A 22,425-nucleotide genomic window follows, 5' to 3' on the forward strand; every position below is an offset into this window, starting at 1 on the left:
ATTATTCCGTAGAATAGTTAGAGGCGGCTAAACAAGGCGATATTGGGACGAATGGTCGACCGCAAGAACAATAAAGACAGCCAGCCACTGCTCGCCGAGATTCTCGCCCAGCAAAACCCCGTGCAAATGCAGTCCCTGCTGACCACGCTGGCGCTGGCCAATACAGAATCTCACGCCCTGTTGCTAGATGTCCTGTCAGGATCCGGGCCACTCGGCACTGTGACGAATGGCGACCCTATGGGTGTGGGCGAAGCTTTCCAAGCCGTGGGCCAAGGCTTCGCGAAGAACCCCGTTGCATTGATGAACGCCAACATGCAACTCATGCAGGGTTGGATGGAGCTGTGGCAGGAAATGGCACTGGAAGGCATGACCGGCGCCGCCAATGCGGTCCGGGACAAACGTTTTTCCGACCCTGAATGGGATCGCAATCCCGGCTTCAAATTTATCCGCAAAGCCTATGACCTCAATGCCAAATGGCTGATGGGCCTGGCCGATCATGTGAAGGACGACCTGCCGGACAATATTCACTTGCGCGCAAAATTCTTCAGCCAGCAATTGGCCGACAGTCTCGCGCCGACCAATCATCTCGGCAGCAATCCGCAGGCCCTGCGCACCTTCTTCGAAAGTGGCGGTGAGAGCGTGCTGGCAGGCATCCGGATGGCTCGCGACGATGTAAAAAGGGGCAATGGCAAACTCTACATCACCCAGACTGACGAGACGCCGTTTAAACTCGGCGAAAACATCGCGACGGCGCCCGGTGAAGTTGTTTTCAGGAATGATTTGATCGAACTGATCCAGTACAAACCAATTGGCGAGCAGACCTATGCGCGTCCGTTGCTGATCTTCCCGCCCTGGATCAACAAATTCTACATCCTCGATTTGCGCGAAGAAAACTCGATGATCCGCTGGCTGCTAGACAAGGGCCTGTCAGTCTTTGTCGTCTCGTGGCGCTCGGCCGACGAAGTGACCCGCGACTACACTTGGAACGACTATGTGAAGAATGGCATCTATGCCGCCGTCGAAGCCACGCTTCAGGCGACTGGGCAGAAGGGCCTCAATACAGTCGGGTATTGTATCGGGGGCACCCTACTCTCTTCCGCCCTCGGCCACATGGCCGCCAGCGGCGACGACCGTATCAAGTCAGCCACCTTCTTTGCATCCCAGTCCGATTTCAGCCTAGCCGGAGACCTGAAAGTCTTCACCGACGATAATGGCCGCGCCTATATCGACTCCATCATCGAGGAACATGACGGCATCATGCCTGGAACGATGATGTACGAAACCTTCAACTGGCTGCGCCCGATTGATCTGGTCTGGCGCTACGTCATTGACCAGTACATGCTGGGCAAGGAGCCGCGGCCGTTCGATTTGCTGTATTGGAACGCTGACCAGACCAATATTCCGGGCAAGGTACACCGCAGATACCTCAAGGACTGTTACGCAGAGAACAAGCTCGCACGCGGCAAGTTCAAGGTGCTCGGCGAAACAGTGGACCTGAAAAAGGTCGATATCCCGATCATGGTGCAGGCCAGCCGCGACGATCACATCTGCCCCATGGAAAGTGTCTACCGCACCGCCAAGGTATTTGGCGGCAAGACCAATTTCATCCTCGCCGCCTCAGGCCACATCGCCGGCGTAGTGAACCACCCGGATTCCGGAAAATACTGCCATTGGACCAATAATGGCGCGCTGCCAGAAACTGGCGCGGAATGGCTCGAAGGTGCGGAGGAGCATGCAGGCTCCTGGTGGCCGACCTGGTGGGACTGGCTACGGCCGAAGTCCGGTCGCAAAGTTATTGCGAAGCAGCCAAAGGACATGGGCCTCGGCGCTGCGCCGGGCACTTATGCCAGAGTTCGTCTTGAGGATATCAGGCTCAAGTAAGCTCAAGCCGTCAATCCGGCGTCCTCGTCCAGCCCCAACGCAATATTGAGGTTCTGAACCGCCGCGCCAGAAGCGCCCTTACCGAGATTGTCAAAACGCGCCACAAGTCGCGCCTCGTCATCCGTGCCGAAGACAAACAGATCGATCCGATTGGTTCCGTTGCAGGCCTCTGGCTCAACACCCTTCAAGGCATCGCAGTCTGCGAGGGAGGCCACACTTACAAATCGCTCGCCTTGATAGGCTGAGGTCAGTGCCGCGTGAATTTGCGCACGGCGTGGCTTACCCGGAATGGCCCAGAGCGGCAGGCCGATTTCAACGATCATACCCTGCGCATAACGCCCCACTGACGGCATGAAGACGGGAGCGTGCTCGAGCCGGGAATATTTCTTCATCTCAGGGGGATGCTTGTGCTTCTGTCCCATCGCATAGATGCGGTGATTGTCTTCAGAATACGTTTCGGACGCCTCATCCTCGAACTCGGCGATCATGGCCTTGCCGCCGCCGGTATAGCCCGACACAGCAGAGACCACGATGGGCCAAGAGGTTGGCACCAGCCATTTTGAAACCAGCGGACGCAACAGCGCAATCACACCTGTGGGATAGCAGCCTGGATTGGAGATCCGCCGGGACGCCTGGATCGCGGCGCGCTGCCCCTTGTCCATTTCCGGAAATCCGTAAGTCCATCCAGTCGCAACCCGGTGCGCTGTAGATGCGTCGATGATCACCGTGTTCGGACTGTTCACGAGGGAGACCCCCAGACGCGCGGCGTCGTCCGGCAAACAAAGAATGACCGCGTCGGAAGCATTCATCAGGCGCGCGCGTTCGGTATTGTCCTTGCGCTTGTCCGGATCAATGGAAATCAGCTCAAGGTCCGTGCGAGCCCGCAGTCGCTCGGCAATCTGAAGGCCGGTCGTGCCGGCTTCGCCATCAATGAATACTTTGGGCAGCATAATCTGTGTGTTCCCGATTCCGGACAAAACAAAACGGGCGCTCCGTTTCCGAAGCGCCCGCCTGAATAATGATATTCGGTGTGCGGCCTAGCGCTTCGAGAACTGGAAGCTGCGGCGTGCTTTCGCACGACCATACTTCTTGCGTTCGACAACGCGTGGGTCGCGGGTCATGAAGCCGAATGGCTTCAGCACGGCGCGCAGGCCTGGCTCGTAGTTGACGAGGGCACGCGACAGGCCGTGACGCACAGCGCCTGCCTGACCGGAAAGGCCGGAGCCCTTCACAGTTGCAATGATGTCAAACTCGCCTTCGCGGCCAGCTTCGACCAGTGGCTGAGCAATTACCATGCGCAGCACAGGGCGCGCGAAGTACTGTTCCTGATCGCGACCATTGATCGTGATCTTGCCAGTGCCGGGCTTGATCCAGACGCGGGCGACGGCCTCTTTGCGGCGACCGGTGCCGTAAGCGCGGCCCTGAGCGTCGATCTTCGGCTCGATTGGAGCAGCCGGAGCTTCAGCTTCGGTTGCGCCGGACATGGCGCCAAGATCCTGGAGGGAGTTTGCAGTGTCAGTCATGTTGATCAGGCCGCCTTGATGTTCTTGCGGTTCATGGCTTTGAAGTCGACAGTGTCGGGCTTCTGGGCCTCGTGTGGGTGCTCCGCGCCGCCATACACGTGCAGTTTCGAGAACTGCTTGCGGGCCAGCGGGCTTTCTTTTGGCATCATCCGCTTCACGGCGAGTTCAAGCGCGCGCTCAGGGAAACGACCATTGAGGATTTTTTCCGGCGTCGTGGACTTGATGCCGCCCGGATAACCGGTGTGGCGATAGTACACTTTGTCCGTCATCTTGCGACCGGTGAATTTCACCTTGTCAGCATTGATAATGACGACGTGATCGCCCGTATCGATGTGAGGTGTAAAGTCAGCACGGTGCTTGCCGCGCAGGCGCTTGGCGACATATGAAGCAAGGCGTCCGACGACGACATCGGTCGCGTCGATCACGACCCAGTTGTGCTCTACGTTGGCTGGTGCGTTATAGGTTTTCATCGCTCTACTAAGAGCCTCTCGCTTTCGGAGTTCATGGAATGCAATTCAAGCGCTGGCGTTTAAGCGCCACTTCCCCGGTTGTCAACGCAGGGCTTGGCCTCGCCCTGCTTTTTACAGCAGTTGGATGCTCGAAGAAAGCCGAAGCCCCCGAAGTACCGGCTTCTGCCTCTGAAATCGCTGCTGGTGTGGAGCTTCCCGCTGTATGGTCCACGCGCCCACTGGAAGGCAAAGTGAACGCTGTGGCGCTCTCCGGAGGCCTCGGAGGCCTGCTGGCAGTCGCCTATGAGCGCGGCGGCCTGCAATTGTTCAATATGAATGGCGAAATTCTGGGGGAACCTGCCAACTTCAGGCTCACTGACCTCGCCAGCGGCCAGAGCGCCACGCTTGGCGGCAGTACGGTGACCATATTCCCGGGAATCACCCGCGAGGGCCAGCTGAAAGCATATCTTTATGGCGAAGGCCTCCTCGCCCCGGCTCAGGTCGACCTGCCCGTTCCAAATACGAGCTCCATTGCCGGCGTTTGCTCCGGTCCGATGCGGGCAACCGGTATCATGCGAGTGGCTTACTGGACCTCGACCAATGATCGCGTACTTCAGACCGGCATCGTGCGGGAAGAGAATGGCGAGTTTTCCTGGGATGCCAGCGAATCGACCTTCACAGATTTTGGGATCAGGTCCTGCGCCTATACGAGCGACACACTGGTTGCCTCCCCGCGTGCCAAAAGCGCAGCGTCGCTCACACGTGGCGATTTTGATGCCCTGCTCTCCATCGAAGACGGCAGTGGGCTTCAGGTCTCAACAGATTTGGGCATGACCAACACCGAAATCACCGTTCGGGATGGCATTACCGTTATTGCGCCAGATGCACCGGATGCGATGGCCGCCATGGGCACGATGATGAGTGGTGGATATCCAGGCGGTGTGATTGTCATCGCGGGCGAAACCGCCCCGGACCAGCATCAGGCCGTGTTCGTTGATCCAAGCCCCCTTACGCTGGACGATTCCCGCTAGACGTCCCACGCGATTGCCAGACAAGACGCACTGCCATCAGCGTAACGATCACGCCAAGACCCTGATGAACCAGAGCCAGGTTCATCGGGGCGGCGTGCACAAGCGTGAGAATTCCCCACACTGCCTGTAGGGTCACGAGCACAGCCAGCCAACGAAATTCCTGTCGCAGTGGCGTGCTCCGGAACGCCACTGCGGATGCCAATGATCCGGCCCAGATGGCATAGGCCAGAATGCGGTGATTGAATTGCGTTGCAGCGCGGCCTTCAAACAGGCTGCGCGCACCGAGGCCTTCTTCCACATAGTGTGACGGAAAGAACTCTCCCGCCATCAACGGCCAATCATTGTAGGACCGGCCCGCATCAAGGCCGGCAACCAAGGCGCCAGCAGCCATCTGGATGAAAATCACGACCAGAAGTATTACGGCAATGCTTCGGGTGAACTCAGCTACCGCCGGTCGGCGCTTTTCGCCAAGATCGTGCCAGAGCCAGGTGACGTAGGCGATAATCAACAGCGCAAGTGTGAAATGGGTCATCAACCGATAAGGCGCGACGTCCACGCGCGTGGTCTCGCCAATGCCGCTGGCCACCATCCACCAGCCTATGGCGCCCTGCAGACCACCGAGTCCGATCAATGCGATCAGATGCCAAGTGAGATGTTTGGTCAGCCAACCGCGAACGGCAAAGACCGCAAAACCCGCAACAGCCACCAAGCCGATCATGCGCCCAAAAAAGCGATGCCCCCACTCCCACCAGAATATTTTCTGGAACTCCGCCATGGACATGCCCTGATTGACGAACTGGTATTCAGCGGTTTGCTGGTATTTCGCGAACTCGGTTTGCCACGCACCTTCTGAGAGCGGCGGCAGCGCACCACTGACCGGATTCCATTCAGTGATGGAAAGGCCGGAATCCGTCAGGCGTGTGGCACCACCAATCAGGATCATGGCATAGACCATCAGACCGACAAGGATCAGCCAGCGGCGGATCCAGGTAGCGGAGGGGCTGACTTTTGACGTTTCGCTCATGCGAGATACATGATCCAAGCAGACGCCCGCGCAAGAGGCGGCAAAGTCGCATGTGCAGTTGAGAGACATACCCATGAGCTATCCGACCAGGAAAATCGTCGCGAGCCTGATCCTGCTGGCCTTCATGGTCTGCTGGATTATCATGGTCGGCTCAGTCGGTCCGATTGTCTCAGGCTGGCCGAAATGGGCTGAAATGCTGTTCTACGTATTCGCAGGAATCGGTTGGATCATCCCGTTCAAGCCGATCTTCGCGTGGATGAATCGCGATGCGCCAAAGCAGGAAGACTAGTCTTCAGGTTTGTTCTTGGTGGCTTCCTTCAACCGCGCCAGCATAACAGCGGGATCGTCAGGTGTATCTGCCTCGTCGGGCTCCGGATAATCGTCCTCCTCGACCGATTCATCCTCCGTCACGCCTAATGGCAATTCACCTGCCTCTCCCGACATCGTTTCGAAAGAGCCTTCGTCGCGATCGGATTCCAGACGGCCCAGCACGGTTTCCCCCCCGATCAATGTCTGGCCAGGCCAAATCAACTGGCCGGCTTTGGCCGGAACATACACATCGCACCAGCCGCCCAGCCGTCGTTTTCCGAACACGCGGCCAAGTCGCATGATATCGCCCGATTCAGCGTCCAATTCCTGACGTGGGCCAAGACCGCCTGTCGCGATGCGCACACCTACCTGCTGTGCACGGCTTTCAAACAACAGGTATGAAATCGCCAATCCGTCTGCATCTGGGCGCATGGCAAATGGGACAGTTTGTTCGCCGTCTTCCGTAATGAGGCTTTCCAGACTGCCAGCAATCGGCGCGTAGAGTCGGTTCGTTGTGGCCGGCGACGAAGATATCCGGATGCGTGTGGTTTCCGCGCCGGCCATGCGCAATTCGCCCGGCGGATCGGCTGGGGTCACTGATACCACCACCCCATCGCACGGCGCCACAATGCCGCTGGCAAGATCTGGCGCGGTTCGCTTGGCCCAGCGCGCCGCCATCAAGGCAGCGATCATCCCGGCAAACCCAACCCAGAAGAGTGGATCCCAGACCCAACTTAGCAACAGGCCGACCAGAAGGGAGGCCAACGCAGCCGCAACGCCCTCCCAATCGAGCCCGCCGGTCATCCAGGGCGTCGTCTTCCGTTCGAGGTCTTCGGTCATGCCCGCCAGCCTTTTCTATTCCGCAGCGAGCGCGATCTCCGCGCTCTTGGCCTGTCTTTCCCACATATCAGCATATTTGCCGCCTTTTGCCAGCAGGTCTGCATGTGTGCCGCGCTCAATCACTCGCCCGGCATCGAGAACGATGATCTCGTCAGCAGATTTCACAGTAGACAGGCGGTGGGCGACCATCAATGTCGTACGCCCCTCGGCGGCATCCTCAAGCGCGTCTTGCACGGCCTCTTCCGTCGCACTGTCCAGCGCTGACGTGGCCTCGTCCAGCACGAGGATGGACGGATCGGCCAGAATCACGCGGGCAATTCCCACGCGCTGCTTCTCACCCCCAGACAGTTTCAAGCCTCGCTCGCCAACGCGTGTTTTCCAGCCATCGGGCAGCGATTCGATGAAATCGAGTAATTGCGCCCGGCGCGCAGCATCCCGCAGCTCCTCGTCGCTGGCATCGGGACGAGCGTAAGCGATGTTGGCCCGGATCGTGTCATTGAACAGAACAACGTCCTGAGGCACGAGCCCAAGCGCCTTGCGCAGGGATTCCTGTGTCAGCGATCTCACATCATGCCCATCGACCAACACGCTGCCCTGATCGACATCGTAGAAGCGGAACAGGAGCTTAAGCAGCGTCGACTTTCCCGCCCCAGATGTGCCGACAAACGCAACCTTGCGGCCGGGCAGCAAGTCAAAACTGACATCCTGCACGCCAACTGCACGGCCTTCATGATTGAAACCCACATTGCGGAATTCGACATGCCCAGTCGGCTTCGACAATGGCATCGCATCTGGCGCATCCGCCACTTCGGTTTTCATGGCGAGCAGCCCGTAGAGCTTTTCGAGGTCCACCGCGCCTTGCTTGATCTCGCGCCAGGCCCAACCGAGAATATTCAGCGGCGCATAGAGTGACAGCAGCATCAGCATGACGGCCGTCAGGTCGCCGACCAACATGGTTCCCTGAATGACATTCCAGGCCGACAGGACGAGCACCGCCAACAAGCCTGCATTCATTACCACCGCTTGCGTTGCGTTCAGGACGTACATGGACCGGACAGCATCGACATACCGATGATTGTAATTGCGCATCGCGTCGTTGAACCGGCCGGTTTCGCGGCGTTCTGCAGCGAAAGCCTTCACGGTTTCGAAATTTGTCAGAATGTCGACAGAGGTCGCTCGGAAATGCGTGTCGGCTTCATTCATTCGGCGGCGCTGGCGCACGCGCCATTCGGTGATGATTACCGTGGCGATGACATAGATGATGATCGTGAAGACCGCGATCAGGGACAGGCGGTAATCATAAGCGACGCCGAGCGCGATGGAGGCGAGCACCAGCCGCACGAAGGTCGGCCCTATATTGAAGGCGAGGAAGCGAATCAAATAGTCGATGGCACTGGCACCGCGCTCGATGACCCGATTGAGTGCGCCGGTCCGCCGAGTCTGGTGGAAGTTCAGAGAAAGAGACTGCGCATGCCCGAAAGCGTCCACGCTGGCGACGCGTTGTGCGTCCTGACTGACGGGAGAAAACAGCCAGTCGCGCACCTGCGGCATGGCCGCAGCGAGAAAGCGGACACCAATCCCGATCGCGAGCCAACAAGCGGCCGCGCCGAAGGCCGCCGCCTCGCCACCTTCCGGAACAGCGCGGTTGATCGCGTGTCCCAGCAGCAAGGGCGAAATCACTTCCAACACCGAAGCAGCGAGTGTGATCAAGATTGCGATCACCATGATTGGCCGCCATTTAGACAGTTCCGGCCGCGCGAGCAGCTTCAGGATTCGCAGAATGGAGACGCCGATCCCACCATCAGCGCTCTCAATCTTGTCATGGTCAGCGGCGGCAGCGTGAGGATTCGTCATCGCCCGCATATGGGAACAAAATGACAGATCAGCAAACCCTGCATGTTGCGCCGAACAGCGAAACGTCCTGAAATTGTCACTGGTCGAGGAATACGAGGCCCCATATAGGGCAACGGCACGCCTCGCTGAGGCAAGTTTGAAAGGCGAACCCCGCATGACGAATATCAAATCCATCTGCGTTTATTGCGGCGCGTCCGACGATGTTCAGCCGGGCTATATCAAGCTGGCCGAAGAATTGGGCCGCGAACTGGCCAAACGCGATATCCGCCTCGTCTATGGCGGCGGCGGCGTTGGCCTGATGGGGGCGTGCGCGCGATCAGCCCATGAGTCCGCGGGCGATGTGCTTGGCATCATGCCACGCTTCCTGCTCAACAAGGAACGCATCTACGAGGATGTTGAGCATCGCATCGTCAACGACATGCACACTCGTAAACAGATGATGTTTGATGAGTCTGATGCCTTCATCGTTTTGCCAGGCGGCATCGGAACGCTGGAAGAGGCCGTCGAAATCTTGTCCTGGGCACGCCTCGGCCTGCATGCCAAGCCAATGGCCTTCCTCGACGAAGACGGATTCTGGTCGCCCTTCTTCGAACTGATGGAACACATCATCGACGGCAAGTTCACACCGGAAGGCTTCCGTGCATCACTGGTTCACAGCGATACACCACAACAAGCCATCGACGCGCTGATGGACAAGGTTATCGTCCTGGACAATTAGGCCGGGGACAGGCGCGTTCAGCCCTGAAAGCCTGGAACATCCTCAATCGGTTTCTTGTTGAGATCCATGCCCAACGCCAGAACGATGGTCGAGGCGATGAAGATGGACGAGTACGTCCCGATAAATACGCCCCAGATCAACGCGAAGCTCATGCCGCGCAGGACTGGACCGCCCAGAAAGAAGATCGCCATCAAAGCCAACAGGGTCGTGCCAGAGGTGAGCAAGGTCCGGGATAGCGTGCCATTCAGCGCAAGGTCGATAACCTCCTTGTCGGCCATCTTCTTATACTTGCGCTTCTCTTCACGCACCCGGTCAAACACAACGACCGTGTCGTTCATCGAGTAACCAATGATTGTCAGCAGGGCCGCAATAGTGGTCAGGTTGAATTCCATCTGAAGGAACGCAAACACGCCGAGCGTGATGATCACGTCATGTGCGAGCGCCGCCACGGCGCCGACCGAGAACTGCCACTCGAACCGGAACCAGATATAGACCAGCATCAGCGCAAGGGCTGCAATCAGCGCCGTGATCCCGTCCCTAAACAATTCCTGCGAAACCTTGGGGCCCACCGAGTCGTTGCGGAGTATCTGCTCGTCAGTTATGCCCAGCGCCTCTTTCAGCGTTTCTGTCACCAGTTCGTTGGTCGCGCCCGTTGCGCGTTCGGCCTGGTCGGTGGCAGACAGCGCCTGAAATTCTTCCCCGAGAATGGACGCATCTGCTTCGCCGTATTTCACGACCACGATACTGCGAGCATCGGTGCCGACCGCGCTGTTCACATCGGCGTTGAGCGGCATCGCCTGGCGTACATCTTCCACAGTGATTGTGTCCGTCTGCTCCAGCTCCATCACTGTTCCACCGGCAAAGTCGACACCGAAGTTAAGACCCCGCGTCGCGAGGAAGAAGATGGAGGATGCAATCAGCACCGCTGAGACAACTGCGCCAATCAGGCGAAGGTTCATGAAGCTCAGATTGGTCTTTTGGGGCCAGTATTTGAGTAGCATATCGTATCTCCTCCGGGCCTAGACCGCGAGCTTCTTGGGACGGAAGGTTTTCAACCACATGACCGTGAACCAGCGGGTCACGACAAAGGCGGTGAACACCGATGTGACAATACCGATGGCCAACGTCACGGCGAAGCCTTTCACCGGTCCTGAACCGAGCAGGTAGAGAATGATGGCGGCGATCAGGGTTGTAACGTTCGCATCGAGAATGGTCGAAAAGGCACGTTCATACCCGGCCTGAACGGCCGTGAGGGGAGAGCGCCCATTGCGTTGTTCTTCGCGGATACGTTCAAACACGAGCACGTTGGCGTCGACCGCCATACCGATGGTCAGGATGATGCCTGCGATACCCGGCAGGGTCAGCGTAGCGCCGAGCCCAGAGAGCGCCCCAAGAATCAGAACGATGTTCGCCGCAAGCGAGCCAACGGCAAAACCTCCCATCAGGCCATAAGCAATGATCATGAAGATCGCCACAAGCGCGAGGCCGATCATGGATGCACGTGTACCGGCGCGAATGGAGTCATGCCCCAGCGTGGCGCTGACCGTGCGCTGATCCAGGAATTGGACCTTGGCTGGCATTTCACCAGCCTCGATGATCGCGGCAAGGTCCTGGGCCTCTTCCTGCGTGAAATCACCCGTGATGCGAACATTGCCGCCAGGGATCGGTTCATTGATGCGCGGCGCTGACATGATCACATCATCCAGAACAATCGCAAAAAGCTTGCCGGAATTGTTGCGGGTCGTGTCGTAGAATTTCCGGGCGCCATTGCTGTTGAGACGGAACGTAATCTGTGGCCGGTTACCTTCGTCAAAACCTTGCGCTGCGTTGGCAATATCTGCGCCGGTCACTTCCGGAATGTTCCGCACGAGCAGCGCCCCGGTCGTCGGCCCTTCCAGCAAGCGATAGCCCGCGCGCGCCACGCCTGCCTGCGCCGAGGTGATCGCGGATGGGCTGTCATCAACAAGATTGAACGTCATCTTGCCGTCACGGCTGAGCAAATCCTTCAAGCGTTGCGGGTCGGGTTCGCCTGGCGCCTCAAGAATGATCCGGTCATTGCCCTGCGGCGTGATCGAGATTTCGGAAACACCGTCGGGATCGACGCGGCGACGAACGATGGTCATCGTCTTGCCCAGCGCGTCTTTCATCAACGCTTCTTCTGATGCGGCGGGAACCGTGACGAGAATCCGGTCTGTGCCAAGCTGTTCGATTTCGTACGTCTTCGCGCCGCCAATCGCGCCTTCCACATTGCCGTTCAGCTTGCGCATACGACGGAGCGCCTCGTCCATCGGGAAGTTGCCTTCGGCGTCAGGACGCGTCAGCGTAATCTCCAGCTGGCGCCCCTTCACGTCTGGCAGATGGCCAATACGCTCGGACGGCGTCACGTTGGTAAACGCGCTGCGCACATCACCGGCAAACACTTCCAGACGGTTGGCAATCACCTCGTCTGGATTGATTTCCATCATCAGGTAAACGCCGCCCTGAAGGTCTAGGCCGAGATTAACGCCCTTTTTGGGCATGAAACCCGGCGCATCATCCATGTTCACGACATTCGGCAGCGCCATGACGACACCCCATGCCAGTGTCAGAAGAACAAGCGCGACCTTCCAAGGTGGAAACTGAAGCATGCGGAATTCCTTGTCATGCGAAGGGCCGCAAGCGGGCCCCGCAGGCCCTTAATCGTTGGCGGCGACCGGCTGGTTCTTGCCACGAACGTCGATCACCATCTGCTTGATGATCTGGACGCGAACGCCTTCGGCCAGTTCGACCGTGACTTCCTCGTCGCCCGCCTTGGTCACCTTGCCGACGATGCCGCCGGACGTGACGATCGTATCGCCCTTCTTGATGTTCTCGATCAGGGCCTTGTGCTTCTTCGCGCGCTGTTGCTGCGGGCGGATCAGCAGGAAGTAGAAGATCAGGATCAGCGGCAGGAACAGCAGCACCTGGCTCATGATGCTCGGACCCGACGCGCTTGGCGCGGCCTGCGCCAAGGCCGGCAGTGTTACAATGGCGGCGCCTGCGGTCAGCGTGGCAAGTCTGGTCAGCATTTGGTTCTCTCCCATAGACCCCTGAAAATGTGTTGCTCCTATAGCTGTGGGCAGTTGCATTGGCAAACAAGCCCTGCAGATGAAACCACTGCAACTATAGCGCTTGGGAACTTCCCGGCACCATAGGCGCCAACTCATGCGACAGACCGAACCATTCAGTCGTGCCGTCGCGCGCCATCCGCGCAATCTGCTGGCGCCCATCGTGTTGCATCGGTGTGATCACCAGTCCACCAGGCTTGAGCTGGTCGAACAGAGGCTGGGGGATCGCATCCACTAGCCCCGTGATGAGGACGCGGTCATATGGCCCGCGTTCAGCCCAGCCGAGCAGGCCATCGCCGTGGCGCACCGCAAGATTGTCGAGGCCAAGGCTCACAATCCGTTGGCGCGCATGATCGGTCAGCTTGTTGTACCGCTCGACGCCAAATACATCCGCGGCAAGCTGACCGGCCAATGCGGCGATATATCCAGACCCCATGCCAATCACCAGAAGACGCGCCTTGCGCTCGCGGCCGAGGCCCAGCGCCTGAAGCAATTGCCCGGTCGCCGCCGGGCGCGGGATTGTCTGGCCGCACGGGATGGGCACCACGCAGTCAGCAAAGGCAAGGTCTTTCAGGGCGGCATCATCGACAAAGGCTCCCCGGTCGACCGTTTCCATCGCTCTCAGCACGCCATCATCCGTGACCCCCTCCTGACGCAAGCGCAGGACAAGTCGGGCGGCACGGAATGGATCGGTGATCAGGTCTTCCATAGCTCCCGCAGCGTCCGGAGGAATACTTCATGCGTCAAGTCCACATGAAGCGGGGAGATGGAGACATAGCCGTCATAGATCGCCCGCAAATCGGTGCCAGCATCCGGTTTGGAGAGTTTGCCCTTGTACCCGATCCAGTAATAATCATTGCCGCGCAGGTCTTCGCGGCGGTCGGTATGGATGATCGATTCGTCGCGAAAGCCCTGACGGGTGATCTGGATGCCCTTCACCTCATCGGGCTCAACATCCGGGAAATTCACATTCATCACCGCATCGCCAGGCCAACCATGCTCGATCAGCGGCTTGATCGCCTTGCTGCCCCAGGCCCGGGCGGTGTCCCAAGGCAGGGAGCCGCGCTCGCGGAAGCTCTGCGACTGGCTGAGGGCGATGGACGGAATGCCGAGCTGCATACCGAACAGCGCCGCCGCGATCGTGCCGGAGAAGCTGGTATCCTCGGCAATGTTCTGGCCGCGATTGACGCCGGACAGCACAAGGTCCGGCTTTTCCGGCATCAGATTGTGCGTCGCCAGCAGGACGCAGTCGGACGGCGTGCCCGCCACGGCCCAGGCCTTGTCGCCCACTTCGCGCGTACGGACCGGATGGGTCAGCGAAATGGCGCGGCCCTTGCCGGACTGTTCCTCTTCCGGCGCGGCGATCCAGACATCGTCAGAAATTTCCCGCGCAATGTCTTCCAGCACAGCAAGGCCCGGCGCGTTGATGCCGTCATCATTGGTCAGCAGGATTCTCATGCCGAAATCACCTCAAGGCCGCCCATGTAGTTGCGCAGGGCTTCCGGGACGGTGATGGAGCCGTCTTCATTCTGATAGTTTTCGAGGATCGCCACGAGCGTGCGGCCGACCGCGAGGCCGGAGCCGTTCAGCGTGTGGACGAATTCGGGCTTGGCGCCAGTTTCCGGTCGATAGCGTGCGCTCATGCGGCGGGCCTGATAGTCGCCGCAATAGGAGCATGAGCTGATTTCGCGATACGTGTCCTGGCTCGGCAACCAGACTTCGAGGTCATAGGTCTTGCGTGCCCCTGCCCCCATATCGCCTGCGCAGAGCAGCATGCGGCGGAATGGCAGGTCGAGCTTTTTCAGGATGGCCTCGGCGCATTCGGTCATGCGCTCGAGTTCGGCCAGCCCCTCTTCCTCATTCGCGACGACCGAGACCATCTCGACCTTGTTGAACTGGTGCAACCGGATCATGCCCTTCGTGTCGCGTCCCGCGCTACCCGCTTCAGAGCGGAAGCAAGGCGTATGAGCGGTGAACCGTTTCGGCAGTTCGCCGGGCTCGATGATGCTGTCGCGGACAATGTTTGTCAGCGGAACTTCAGCGGTGGGGATGAGGTAAAATTTCGACTCGAGTTTCTCTACTTCAGCCAAAATTTCGGCGTGTTTCGCACCATACCGATCAATCAGGTATGCCATGGTTTTTGAATCGATACCCGTGACTTTGAACAAGTCTTCGTCGAACTTTGGCAACTGCCCTGTGCCAACGAGCGCCTGATCTTTGACTAGCAGCGGCGGCGAGCATTCCGTGTACCCATGCTCTTCGGTTTGCACGTCCAGCATGAAAGCGGCAAGCGCACGCTCGAAGCGCGCGAGCTTGCCTTTCAGCAAAACAAAACGTGCGCCGCTCATCTTGGCCGCAGTTTCGAAATCCATCATGCCGAGGGCTTCGCCGAGATCGGCATGGTCCTTCACCTCGAAATCATAGGTTTTCGGCTCGCCCCAGCGGGCCTGCTCGACATTGCTGTCTTCGTCCTGGCCTTCGGGCACCTCGGCCAGTGGGATGTTCGGCAAGCCATAGAGCAGGTCGTCAAGCAGCTTGCGGGCCGCCTCTTCCTGTTCGCCCGCCGCTTCAATCGTGTCCTTGGCGTCGGCCACGACCTTGCGCAGGCGCTCGAACTCCGCCTCATCGCCCGAGGCTTTGGCCCGGCCAATCAGCTTGGAGGTCTCGTTTCGCAGCTTTTCCGCTTCCTGCTTGTCCGTGACAGCCGTGCGCAGAGCCGCGTCATGCGCGTGAATATCATCCACGGAATCGCCAAGGCCCGGCTTCTTCCGGTTCCAGGCGGCGCGGAAAGCCTCGGGGTTTTCGCGAATGGCGCGGATGTCGAACATGTCTGATGGTCCTGTGTGGTCAGTCGGCCATTGCTCTAATCCGCGCCGGGCCCGCCTGCAACCGGGGGATATGCTTAGGCGTTTTAGGAAATTGGGACGTGAGGTCGCGCCCTGCACTTGCGCTTGCGCCTGCTCGGGCAAATCACAGGACGATTTCTTACTCCCTCGCAGCATCCTCTTCGGCCTGCTTCTTCTCGATCAGCTTCACGCACCAGATGGAGATTTCGTAGAGCATGAGCACCGGCACGGTCAGCAGGATCTGCGAGATTACATCGGGCGGGGTGAAGAAGGCCGCGAAGCAGAGAATGCCGACAATGGCATATTTCCGACCCTTGGCGAGCGCGTCAGAGGAAACGATCCCGATCCGCCCCAGCAGGCTGAGGATCACCGGCAGCTGGAACGACAGGCCGAAAGCCAGCATCAGCGCCATCACCAGCGAGAGATACTCCGATACGCGCGGCAACAATTTGATCGTCGCGACCGTGCTCTCGATATTCTCCTGGGAAATCGAGAAACGCGCCAGCATGGGCAGCATCAGGAAATAGACAAACGCCGCGCCGAGCGTGAACAGCAAGGGTGCAAAGACCAGATACGGCCAGAAGGCCCCGCGCTCATTCTTGTAGAGGCCGGGCGCCACGAACTGGTAGACCTGCCAGGCGATAAACGGGAAGGACAGGAAAATGCCGGCGAATACGGCGAGTTTCAGCTTGGCAAAGAAGAACTCCATCGGGCCAGTAAAGATCAACTCCAGCGGCGCCCCGCGAATGCCTTCGGCCACGCGCGCAAATGGCGCCAGCAGGAAGTCATAGATCGGCTCGGCGAAGAAGAAGCAGACAATCGAGGCGACCGACAGCGCCAGCAAGGCCTTGATCAGGCGCGCGCGCAGCTCGACCAGATGCTCCAGCAGCGGAGCCCGGCTCGCCTCGACTTCATCATCGGTGAAGTCTGGCTGTTCGTCCTTCGGCGGCACGTGGGTCACGCAGCATCATCCCCGGTTTTCGGCGTTGCCGGCGGTGTCGTTGGTTCGGATTTCGGCTCTGGCGCTGCGTCCGCTTCAGGCGCGGCAGGTTTGGGCGGCGGACTCTTTTCCATAACGGCAGAGTTCACATCCGCTTCAAAGGCAGCGAGGTCGTCCTGCGCCTTCTGCATCGTGTTGTCTTTCTTGAGGTCCTCGATCTCCTTGCGGAGTTCGTCGAGTTCGCTCTGGCGGGCAATATCCTCGAACGCGGCCTGGAATTCACGCGCCATGGCGCGGCCCTTGCCGACGAACTGGCCGACCCGGCGCATCATCATTGGCAAATCTTTCGGGCCGACAATGATCAGAGCCGCAAGGCCCAACAACAGGAGTTCGGAAAACCCGATTCCGGGCAGCATGCTAAGCGCCCTCCACTCGGCAGCTTATGACGAGGCCTTCGTCTCGTCTTTCTTCGGGGTGACGTTGACCATGTCGTCATTGTCGACGGATTTGGTCTCTTCCTCATCCTTCAGGCCCTTGCGAAAGGCCCCGATACCCTTGGCCATGTCGCCCATGATGGAGGAGATGCGACCACGTCCACCGAACAGAAGGAGGGCAACGACCACGACGATCAGCAATTGAATCCAGCTTGGCGACATGCCTCTCTCCTTCAAGAATTCCCTGAATATATACAGCAGCTCACGCTGGAACAATGGAACGAAGCTGCTAAAGAACAGCCATGCGTATCGCCACATGGAATGTCAACTCGATCAAGGCACGGCTTCCCACAGTGTTGGAAGTGCTCGACGCCATCAATTGCGATGTCGTCTGCCTTCAGGAAATCAAATGCGAGACTGACGCATTTCCCTATATGGAGCTGGAGGAACGCGGCTGGAATTGCGCTGTTCTCGGCCAGAAAAGCTATAATGGCGTCGCCCTACTCTCCAAGCACGAGATTGAAGACGTGACCAAAGGGTTGCCAACGATCGAAGACGAACAGGCGCGCTATATCGAGGCGCTGATCCTCAGCGACACCCCAATCCGTGTGGGCGGTTTATACCTGCCGAATGGAAACCCTGCCCCCGGCCCGAAGTATGACTACAAGATGGAATGGATGGACGCGCTGGAACAGCATGCGCGTGAGCTGCTCAAGCTGGACGAAGCCTTTGTCCTCTGCGGCGACTATAATTGCATCCCCACACCTGCCGATTGCTGGGACGAAACCGTCTGGCAGGACGACGCACTCGCCCTGCCCCAGACGCGCGCAGAACTCCGGAAACTGAAATATCTGGGTCTGGCGGATTCTTTTGAACTGACCGATAATCGTGCACACCAGTACACGTTCTGGGATTATCAGGGCGGCGCTTTCAAAAAGGATCACGGCATCCGGATCGACCATCTGCTCTGCTCGCCCCAGGCTTGCGACAGACTCCAATCGGTAGAGATCTATCGCAAGGCCCGCGAGCTCGAGAAACCTTCAGACCATGTGCCGGTCATCGGCGTCTTCGAAGACTAGCGCTTATTTCGCACGGTCAATGTCGTCGGCCCAGGCTGCCAGCCAGAACGTTGCCGCCTGCCAGTTGATCGCCACTTCGTTCAGCTCATACGCGTCTACGTGGTCGGCGTAGCAGGTCTGGGCCTGGCATTCGTCAATAATGGCCCTGGAAACCGGACCAGCAGGATTGGTGTTGTTCGGTCCACCCGACACAGCGCCCGGAGGCGGAAGCGGGAATCCCCGATACTGTGCGCCGGCCCAATGACGGTGATGCGGAGCCTTGAAGGCATTCTCACCATGGCCGGAAATGTACGAGATATCGCGGGGGTTTCGGCCAAGGATGTAATCCAACAGGTCCAACGCGCCATCGCGATACTGAACGTTGCCGGTCATGTCGTAGGCAGTGCCAAGAATAAGACCGCGATTGGCCAGAGTTCCAACCGATCCCCACGGCCAGACACCGCGATTGAGGGGGATCTGGTATCCTTCAAACCGAATTTGAGTGAGGTACGCATCTGCCGTCTGCAGCAAACCTTCAGCCGCTTCATCCCGCAGGGATTCGTCCGGAGCAACACGCGCCAACGACAGAATACCGAGGCCCATCGTGTCGCCCCAGTTGGGCTCCTGAAGGCCGCTGACTGGCCATGCGTCCAGCTCGCCCTGATAGGTCTTCAGGTCATCGGCATAGGCGGTTTCGCCTGTAGCGACGTACATTTCAGCGGCGGCCCAATAGAACTCACCTCGAATATCAGTCGAGCCGTAGGGCCCTGTGCCGGGGAAATTTCCATAGGCATATGCATCTGGAATCCGCTGCGCCGCGGCATAGGCGCGCTTGGCTGCCGCGAGGCATTTGTCGGCATACGCATCATCGACGCCGCGGAACACACGGGCACACTGCGCGCCAACGGCCGCCACATGCAGGGTCGCCGCCGTGGAGGGTGCGAACAGGGCACGGGGGCCAGTATTTTTGTGGGGCATCATCGGCAGCGATGGCCACTCGGTATTACCAGATTTGTGATGCACCATACCGGATACATCCGTCATCTTCGGTGCCTTGGTCTGCCACTTGCCTTTCATGTTGCCCTGGACAATGGCGGCTTCTGCGCCCTCAGGCGCCTGCATGGCGAGCATGTAGTCGAGATTGTAGCGCGCCTCATCCAACAGGTCATTCAGGCCGTTACCGGATTCCGGAATGTTCGTCGCGCCATCCTCAAATCCGGATGTGCCGCGCTCATAGGCATTCAGCAACGTCCAGACGCTGATGCCGCTATTCACCACATATTTGCTCTGGTCACCGGCATCATACCACCCGCCGGAGACATCCAGCGTATAGTCACAGCGGGGCCAGCTGATCTTGTACATGTCCTTGCCATGGAAACAGGTCAGCACTTCTTTTTCGTGTCCGGCCGGACGCGCCCACTGCTCGCCGCCAGCATGCTCGGATTCAATCGGAACGCCGGCACGGTTGTGGTAGAAGTATCTCAACGTATCGTATTTGAGGTCGCGGAAGATATCTTCCGAAACGTCAAATGGATGGCTCTTTCCAACACCCTCCACAACCAGCACGAGGTTGGTCGCTGGCGTGCGTAGTCCGCTGGTCACAACCAGTTGGACGTTGGCGCCGGAGCCGCTGTCAAATCCGTAGGGAATTGTGCGCCCCTGCTCGACCACAACCCCATTCGGCGCAACGATCTGCCATTCAAGGGTTTCGGTGAGATCGGTTTCGGCGACGCCGACAAAATTATATCCGGGGCGAATGCCGGTCTGGGTCGCACGAACCGGCCCGCGCGGCGCGTTGAACGCTGCCAGATATTCCTGCTGCTTCGGCGTCACCACGCTGGCGCCGCTGGCCATGCCATCTTCCTCAGGCACGGGAACCGACGAACACCCAGCCAACAGCGCGGCCGATGCCATCGCGGCCAGACTTGCTTTGCGGAGGTTGAACATAAGTTTCTTCCCTTTACTGCGCCTTCTTTGGGCTTCAGCTTGCAATAATAGGGCCAAACAACCTCGATCGCGAGACCTGAATAGGGTCGGTGAAGTCAGTTCACCGAGCCATAATCCGCGCCCGCCTCGCTGAAATAGGCACGCCAGAACGCCTTAACGTCGGCCATGGGCAGGTCATAGATCTGACGTGGCACGATACGGGCAACGACATCGACGTTTTCCAGAGCCGGACTCATCTTGGCCAGATCTGAGTCCAGATAGGCCTCATAATCGGCACCGAGGCGGTAAAAGCTGAACCCTTCCGAATGCTGCATCAGGTCGGAGACCAGCACGATCCGGCGATTGGTTTCACCAGCCTGGAAATCGGCGCGGTCGGCGATCGAGTACACAGCTTCAACGAGCGGAGAACTCGGCTGGCGCGTGTCGGTCAGTGCTGCTTCAACATTCTCCAGAAGCGGCGCATAGAACTGGGTCTGCCAGGTTTGCTCGATCATTTTCGGGTTCTGGAAGATCGGGTTGGCCTCTGCAGCGCTCCCCGACGAACACGCATAGTAAACAAGCTTTGGATCATAAGGGCTTGCCGCGTTCGGCGTCATGACCGTCAAACGTCCGTATTTGGGCAGGGCGCGGGCTTCAGCGTCCACGAACTCATAAACCCAATCCAGATCATTCGGATTGAACGGGTCTGACTGGTCGATCAGGATGATCGTATGGGCCGGGTCCTTGCGGTCCATACGGCAGCTGGAATCAGCCATCAGGGATGGCGGCTGATTGAACGCCACAACGGCGAACAAGGCAAATACGACACCCAGCATCAGCGCAATCATTCCACGCCAGAACCATGGGCCTTTGTCACTTCTGCGACGTGGCATCCCTTATGTCTCCTTCTAGGCCCGGCGAGCCTGGTCCACGGGAACATGCGTAGATCCCTTGGCCTCGCGGACTTTGCCGATTTCGTCAGCAACTTTCTTCTCGATTGAGGACAGGCCTTTCTGGACCTGCTGGATGTGCTGTTCAAGCCATTCGCGGGTCTGGTTCAGCGCTTTGATATTGTTGTCAATCGCTGCAATCGCCTTGTTCGCCTGATCCCGCTCCTTGGAATAGTCGAACGGCGGCAATTGTGGTGTGACGATTTCACTAAAATATTCCGGGCACGGGGCCTGATCACCCAGACGGTCACGATTGGCGTTGCGCGCACGGCGATGGGCCTGACGATAGGCGACTTTCAGGCTGCGCTCCTGATCGGCGGCGCGGGCTGCAATCGCAGACGCATAATCGCGGCGGGTTTCGAGCAGGTTCATGGCCTTTTCGATCTCACGCTTGGCTGAGACGTGGCGGGATTGCTGAGTTTCAAACCACAGACGGCAGCTAGAGAAGTAATCGGACAGATCATCCCGCACGCCATTACGAACTTCCTGGCGACGCTCATAGGCGCGGCGCTCCTTGCGCCAGACGCGGCCATAGCCAGGGTAGCGATCGGAAATACGGTCATAGCCTTCATACACAGCCAGCCCGAACACAGCGAGCCCCATGAAGAGCAGGCCAAGGGCGAGAAAGCTTTCCAGGCCAAAGATGTTCGGGAACATCGACATGACGACGTCGCCGGGCGCAATCGAGAACATTGAGAAGGTTCCGAGCGTCCCCGCCTCTGTCGCCGCAAGCAGTCCCGTTTCGACTGCGTCGCGAAAATGCGCGACAAAGAAATTGAGGAAGATGCCGGCCAGGACGAAGACCATCGCTATGGTACCGCCCATGATCTTCGCCGGAAGCGCCGGATGGTTCAGATAACGCAGGCCAAAGAAGCCTGCGATCACGCCAAACACGACATTTACCGAAGACACGCCGAAGGCAATCATCAGGCCGCCCATCAGGCCATTGGACTGCGCGTCCTTGAACAGAAGTGCGTTGAAACCGCCCTCAAGGATCATGATGAAGATCAGGATCGCAACAGCTTGTTCGATGTTCTTCTTGATGTCCGGCGTGCGATCCCCGATCCGGTCTCCATGACGCAGTTTGAATTGCTGAAGCTCGATGATTGCTGCCGAATGCGTCTCCTTCGCATCATGCACATCGTCCAGCTCGTAGTGACGGTATTCGTTCTCTTCGGACTTGATCGCCTCGCGCAGCTGGTCCGGATAAATATCTATCGGCGTATAGTCGCTGATGTAATTGCGCACCGACGCCGCCGTCGTGGTCAGCCATGTCCCGAGACCGCGGCGCACGTCTTCTGCGCGTTCAGCGATCTGCTGCTCGCATTCACTCCACTGATCAGGGGTCGACGCATCAGACGCCGGGAGGCCGTCGCGGCCGTCCTTCTTCGCTGTCACCTTCGTGAATTGGCGATTCAGCCCCAGATACCCTTGGGCGCGCTTGCCCTTCAGCCCATGATCGGAAAGGTCGTTGCGGATTTCCAGCGGCTTGACTTTGCTCTGGCAACCAACATCTGCGCCCCAGCGCACAGCATTTTTCGACATGCTACATCCTC

At 58.8% G+C, this 22,425-nt stretch carries 23 protein-coding genes; 5 read left to right on the forward strand and 18 right to left on the reverse strand.

Features of this window, described 5'->3' with window-relative positions; all coding sequences use genetic code 11:
* The first annotated feature begins 51 nt into the window (after positions 1 to 51).
* Positions 52 to 1,881, forward strand: coding sequence for an alpha/beta hydrolase (locus CFA77_RS11300; protein WP_206990782.1), 1,830 nt, complete (start codon positions 52 to 54; stop codon positions 1,879 to 1,881).
* Between the two features lie 2 nt (positions 1,882 to 1,883).
* Here the strand turns inward: CFA77_RS11300 and argC are convergent, their stop codons facing one another.
* The 3 genes from argC to rplM all read right to left on the reverse strand — a co-directional run bounded on the left by argC (position 1,884) and on the right by rplM (position 3,874).
* Positions 1,884 to 2,831 (reverse strand): N-acetyl-gamma-glutamyl-phosphate reductase, encoded by a 948-nt coding sequence (gene argC, locus CFA77_RS11305; protein WP_206990783.1) that lies wholly within the window; start codon positions 2,829 to 2,831, stop codon positions 1,884 to 1,886.
* Positions 2,832 to 2,918: 87 nt separating this feature from the next.
* Positions 2,919 to 3,365, reverse strand: coding sequence for a 30S ribosomal protein S9 (gene rpsI / locus CFA77_RS11310; protein WP_233347546.1), 447 nt, complete (start codon positions 3,363 to 3,365; stop codon positions 2,919 to 2,921).
* Positions 3,366 to 3,409: 44 nt separating this feature from the next.
* A complete protein-coding gene (gene rplM, locus CFA77_RS11315; RefSeq protein ID WP_034811561.1) occupies positions 3,410 to 3,874 on the reverse strand; it encodes a 50S ribosomal protein L13 in 465 nt (154 codons plus the stop codon).
* A gap of 38 nt (positions 3,875 to 3,912) precedes the next feature.
* On the opposite strand from rplM, the gene CFA77_RS11320 reads away from it, so the two are divergent.
* Complete coding sequence (locus tag CFA77_RS11320; RefSeq protein ID WP_206990784.1) at positions 3,913 to 4,884, forward strand: hypothetical protein; 972 nt, start codon at positions 3,913 to 3,915, stop codon at positions 4,882 to 4,884.
* Here CFA77_RS11320 and CFA77_RS11325 read toward each other — a convergent pair.
* Positions 4,862 to 5,908 carry a COX15/CtaA family protein gene (locus tag CFA77_RS11325; protein WP_206990785.1) on the reverse strand — a complete coding sequence of 349 codons (1,047 nt, stop codon included), beginning with the start codon at positions 5,906 to 5,908 and terminating at the stop codon, positions 4,862 to 4,864. The two genes, CFA77_RS11320 and CFA77_RS11325, sit on opposite strands and share 23 nt — an antisense overlap.
* A gap of 73 nt (positions 5,909 to 5,981) precedes the next feature.
* Between CFA77_RS11325 and CFA77_RS11330 the strand changes: the two genes are divergently transcribed.
* Positions 5,982 to 6,197 (forward strand): DUF2842 domain-containing protein, encoded by a 216-nt coding sequence (locus CFA77_RS11330; protein WP_206990786.1) that lies wholly within the window; start codon positions 5,982 to 5,984, stop codon positions 6,195 to 6,197.
* Here the strand turns inward: CFA77_RS11330 and CFA77_RS11335 are convergent.
* The gene (locus tag CFA77_RS11335) at positions 6,194 to 7,057 is read right to left on the reverse strand and encodes a phosphatidylserine decarboxylase (protein ID WP_206990787.1); all 864 of its coding nucleotides are present in this window, start codon (positions 7,055 to 7,057) and stop codon (positions 6,194 to 6,196) included. The two genes, CFA77_RS11330 and CFA77_RS11335, sit on opposite strands and share 4 nt — an antisense overlap.
* Before the next feature lie 15 nt (positions 7,058 to 7,072).
* Positions 7,073 to 8,920, reverse strand: a complete 1,848-nt coding sequence (locus CFA77_RS11340) for an ABC transporter ATP-binding protein/permease (RefSeq protein WP_206990788.1) — start codon at positions 8,918 to 8,920, stop codon at positions 7,073 to 7,075.
* Positions 8,921 to 9,065: 145 nt separating this feature from the next.
* Between CFA77_RS11340 and CFA77_RS11345 the strand changes: the two genes are divergently transcribed.
* A complete protein-coding gene (locus CFA77_RS11345) occupies positions 9,066 to 9,629 on the forward strand; it encodes a TIGR00730 family Rossman fold protein (protein ID WP_206990789.1) in 564 nt (187 codons plus the stop codon).
* A 17-nt stretch (positions 9,630 to 9,646) separates the two neighbouring features.
* Here the strand turns inward: CFA77_RS11345 and secF are convergent, their stop codons facing one another.
* The 9 genes from secF to tatA all read right to left on the reverse strand — a co-directional run bounded on the left by secF (position 9,647) and on the right by tatA (position 17,157).
* A complete protein-coding gene (secF, locus tag CFA77_RS11350; protein WP_206990790.1) occupies positions 9,647 to 10,630 on the reverse strand; it encodes a protein translocase subunit SecF in 984 nt (327 codons plus the stop codon).
* Positions 10,631 to 10,648: 18 nt separating this feature from the next.
* Positions 10,649 to 12,256 carry a protein translocase subunit SecD gene (gene secD / locus CFA77_RS11355; protein WP_206990791.1) on the reverse strand — a complete coding sequence of 536 codons (1,608 nt, stop codon included), beginning with the start codon at positions 12,254 to 12,256 and terminating at the stop codon, positions 10,649 to 10,651.
* Between the two features lie 48 nt (positions 12,257 to 12,304).
* Positions 12,305 to 12,676 (reverse strand): preprotein translocase subunit YajC, encoded by a 372-nt coding sequence (yajC, locus tag CFA77_RS11360; RefSeq protein ID WP_051607524.1) that lies wholly within the window; start codon positions 12,674 to 12,676, stop codon positions 12,305 to 12,307.
* A 94-nt stretch (positions 12,677 to 12,770) separates the two neighbouring features.
* Entirely contained in the window at positions 12,771 to 13,424 is a 654-nt protein-coding gene (locus CFA77_RS11365) for a protein-L-isoaspartate(D-aspartate) O-methyltransferase (protein ID WP_206990792.1), read from the reverse strand.
* Positions 13,412 to 14,173, reverse strand: a complete 762-nt coding sequence (gene surE / locus CFA77_RS11370; RefSeq protein ID WP_206990793.1) for a 5'/3'-nucleotidase SurE — start codon at positions 14,171 to 14,173, stop codon at positions 13,412 to 13,414. Before surE ends, CFA77_RS11365 begins: the two co-directional genes overlap by 13 nt.
* Positions 14,170 to 15,543, reverse strand: coding sequence for a serine--tRNA ligase (gene serS / locus CFA77_RS11375; RefSeq protein WP_206990794.1), 1,374 nt, complete (start codon positions 15,541 to 15,543; stop codon positions 14,170 to 14,172). Before serS ends, surE begins: the two co-directional genes overlap by 4 nt.
* 157 nt (positions 15,544 to 15,700) lie before the next feature.
* Positions 15,701 to 16,522, reverse strand: a complete 822-nt coding sequence (gene tatC, locus CFA77_RS11380; protein WP_206990795.1) for a twin-arginine translocase subunit TatC — start codon at positions 16,520 to 16,522, stop codon at positions 15,701 to 15,703.
* A complete protein-coding gene (gene tatB / locus CFA77_RS11385) occupies positions 16,519 to 16,917 on the reverse strand; it encodes a Sec-independent protein translocase protein TatB (protein WP_206990796.1) in 399 nt (132 codons plus the stop codon). Before tatB ends, tatC begins: the two co-directional genes overlap by 4 nt.
* Positions 16,918 to 16,941: 24 nt before the next feature.
* Positions 16,942 to 17,157 (reverse strand): twin-arginine translocase TatA/TatE family subunit, encoded by a 216-nt coding sequence (gene tatA / locus CFA77_RS11390; protein ID WP_034811537.1) that lies wholly within the window; start codon positions 17,155 to 17,157, stop codon positions 16,942 to 16,944.
* Between the two features lie 80 nt (positions 17,158 to 17,237).
* Here tatA and xth point away from each other — a divergent pair, with 80 nt between their 5' ends.
* Entirely contained in the window at positions 17,238 to 18,014 is a 777-nt protein-coding gene (gene xth, locus CFA77_RS11395) for an exodeoxyribonuclease III (protein ID WP_206990797.1), read from the forward strand.
* Positions 18,015 to 18,017: 3 nt separating this feature from the next.
* On the opposite strand, the gene CFA77_RS11400 is transcribed toward xth, so the two are convergent.
* From CFA77_RS11400 to CFA77_RS11410, 3 genes are all read right to left on the reverse strand, one after another.
* Positions 18,018 to 19,940 carry a glycoside hydrolase family 9 protein gene (locus tag CFA77_RS11400; RefSeq protein WP_206990798.1) on the reverse strand — a complete coding sequence of 641 codons (1,923 nt, stop codon included), beginning with the start codon at positions 19,938 to 19,940 and terminating at the stop codon, positions 18,018 to 18,020.
* A 95-nt stretch (positions 19,941 to 20,035) separates the two neighbouring features.
* Complete coding sequence (locus CFA77_RS11405) at positions 20,036 to 20,812, reverse strand: hypothetical protein (protein ID WP_156947803.1); 777 nt, start codon at positions 20,810 to 20,812, stop codon at positions 20,036 to 20,038.
* Positions 20,813 to 20,827: 15 nt separating this feature from the next.
* Complete coding sequence (locus CFA77_RS11410; RefSeq protein WP_206990799.1) at positions 20,828 to 22,414, reverse strand: hypothetical protein; 1,587 nt, start codon at positions 22,412 to 22,414, stop codon at positions 20,828 to 20,830.
* Positions 22,415 to 22,425 lie beyond the last annotated feature (11 nt).

This window comes from Hyphomonas sp. KY3 (assembly GCF_017309975.1).
Classification (GTDB): Bacteria; Pseudomonadota; Alphaproteobacteria; order Caulobacterales; family Hyphomonadaceae; genus Hyphomonas.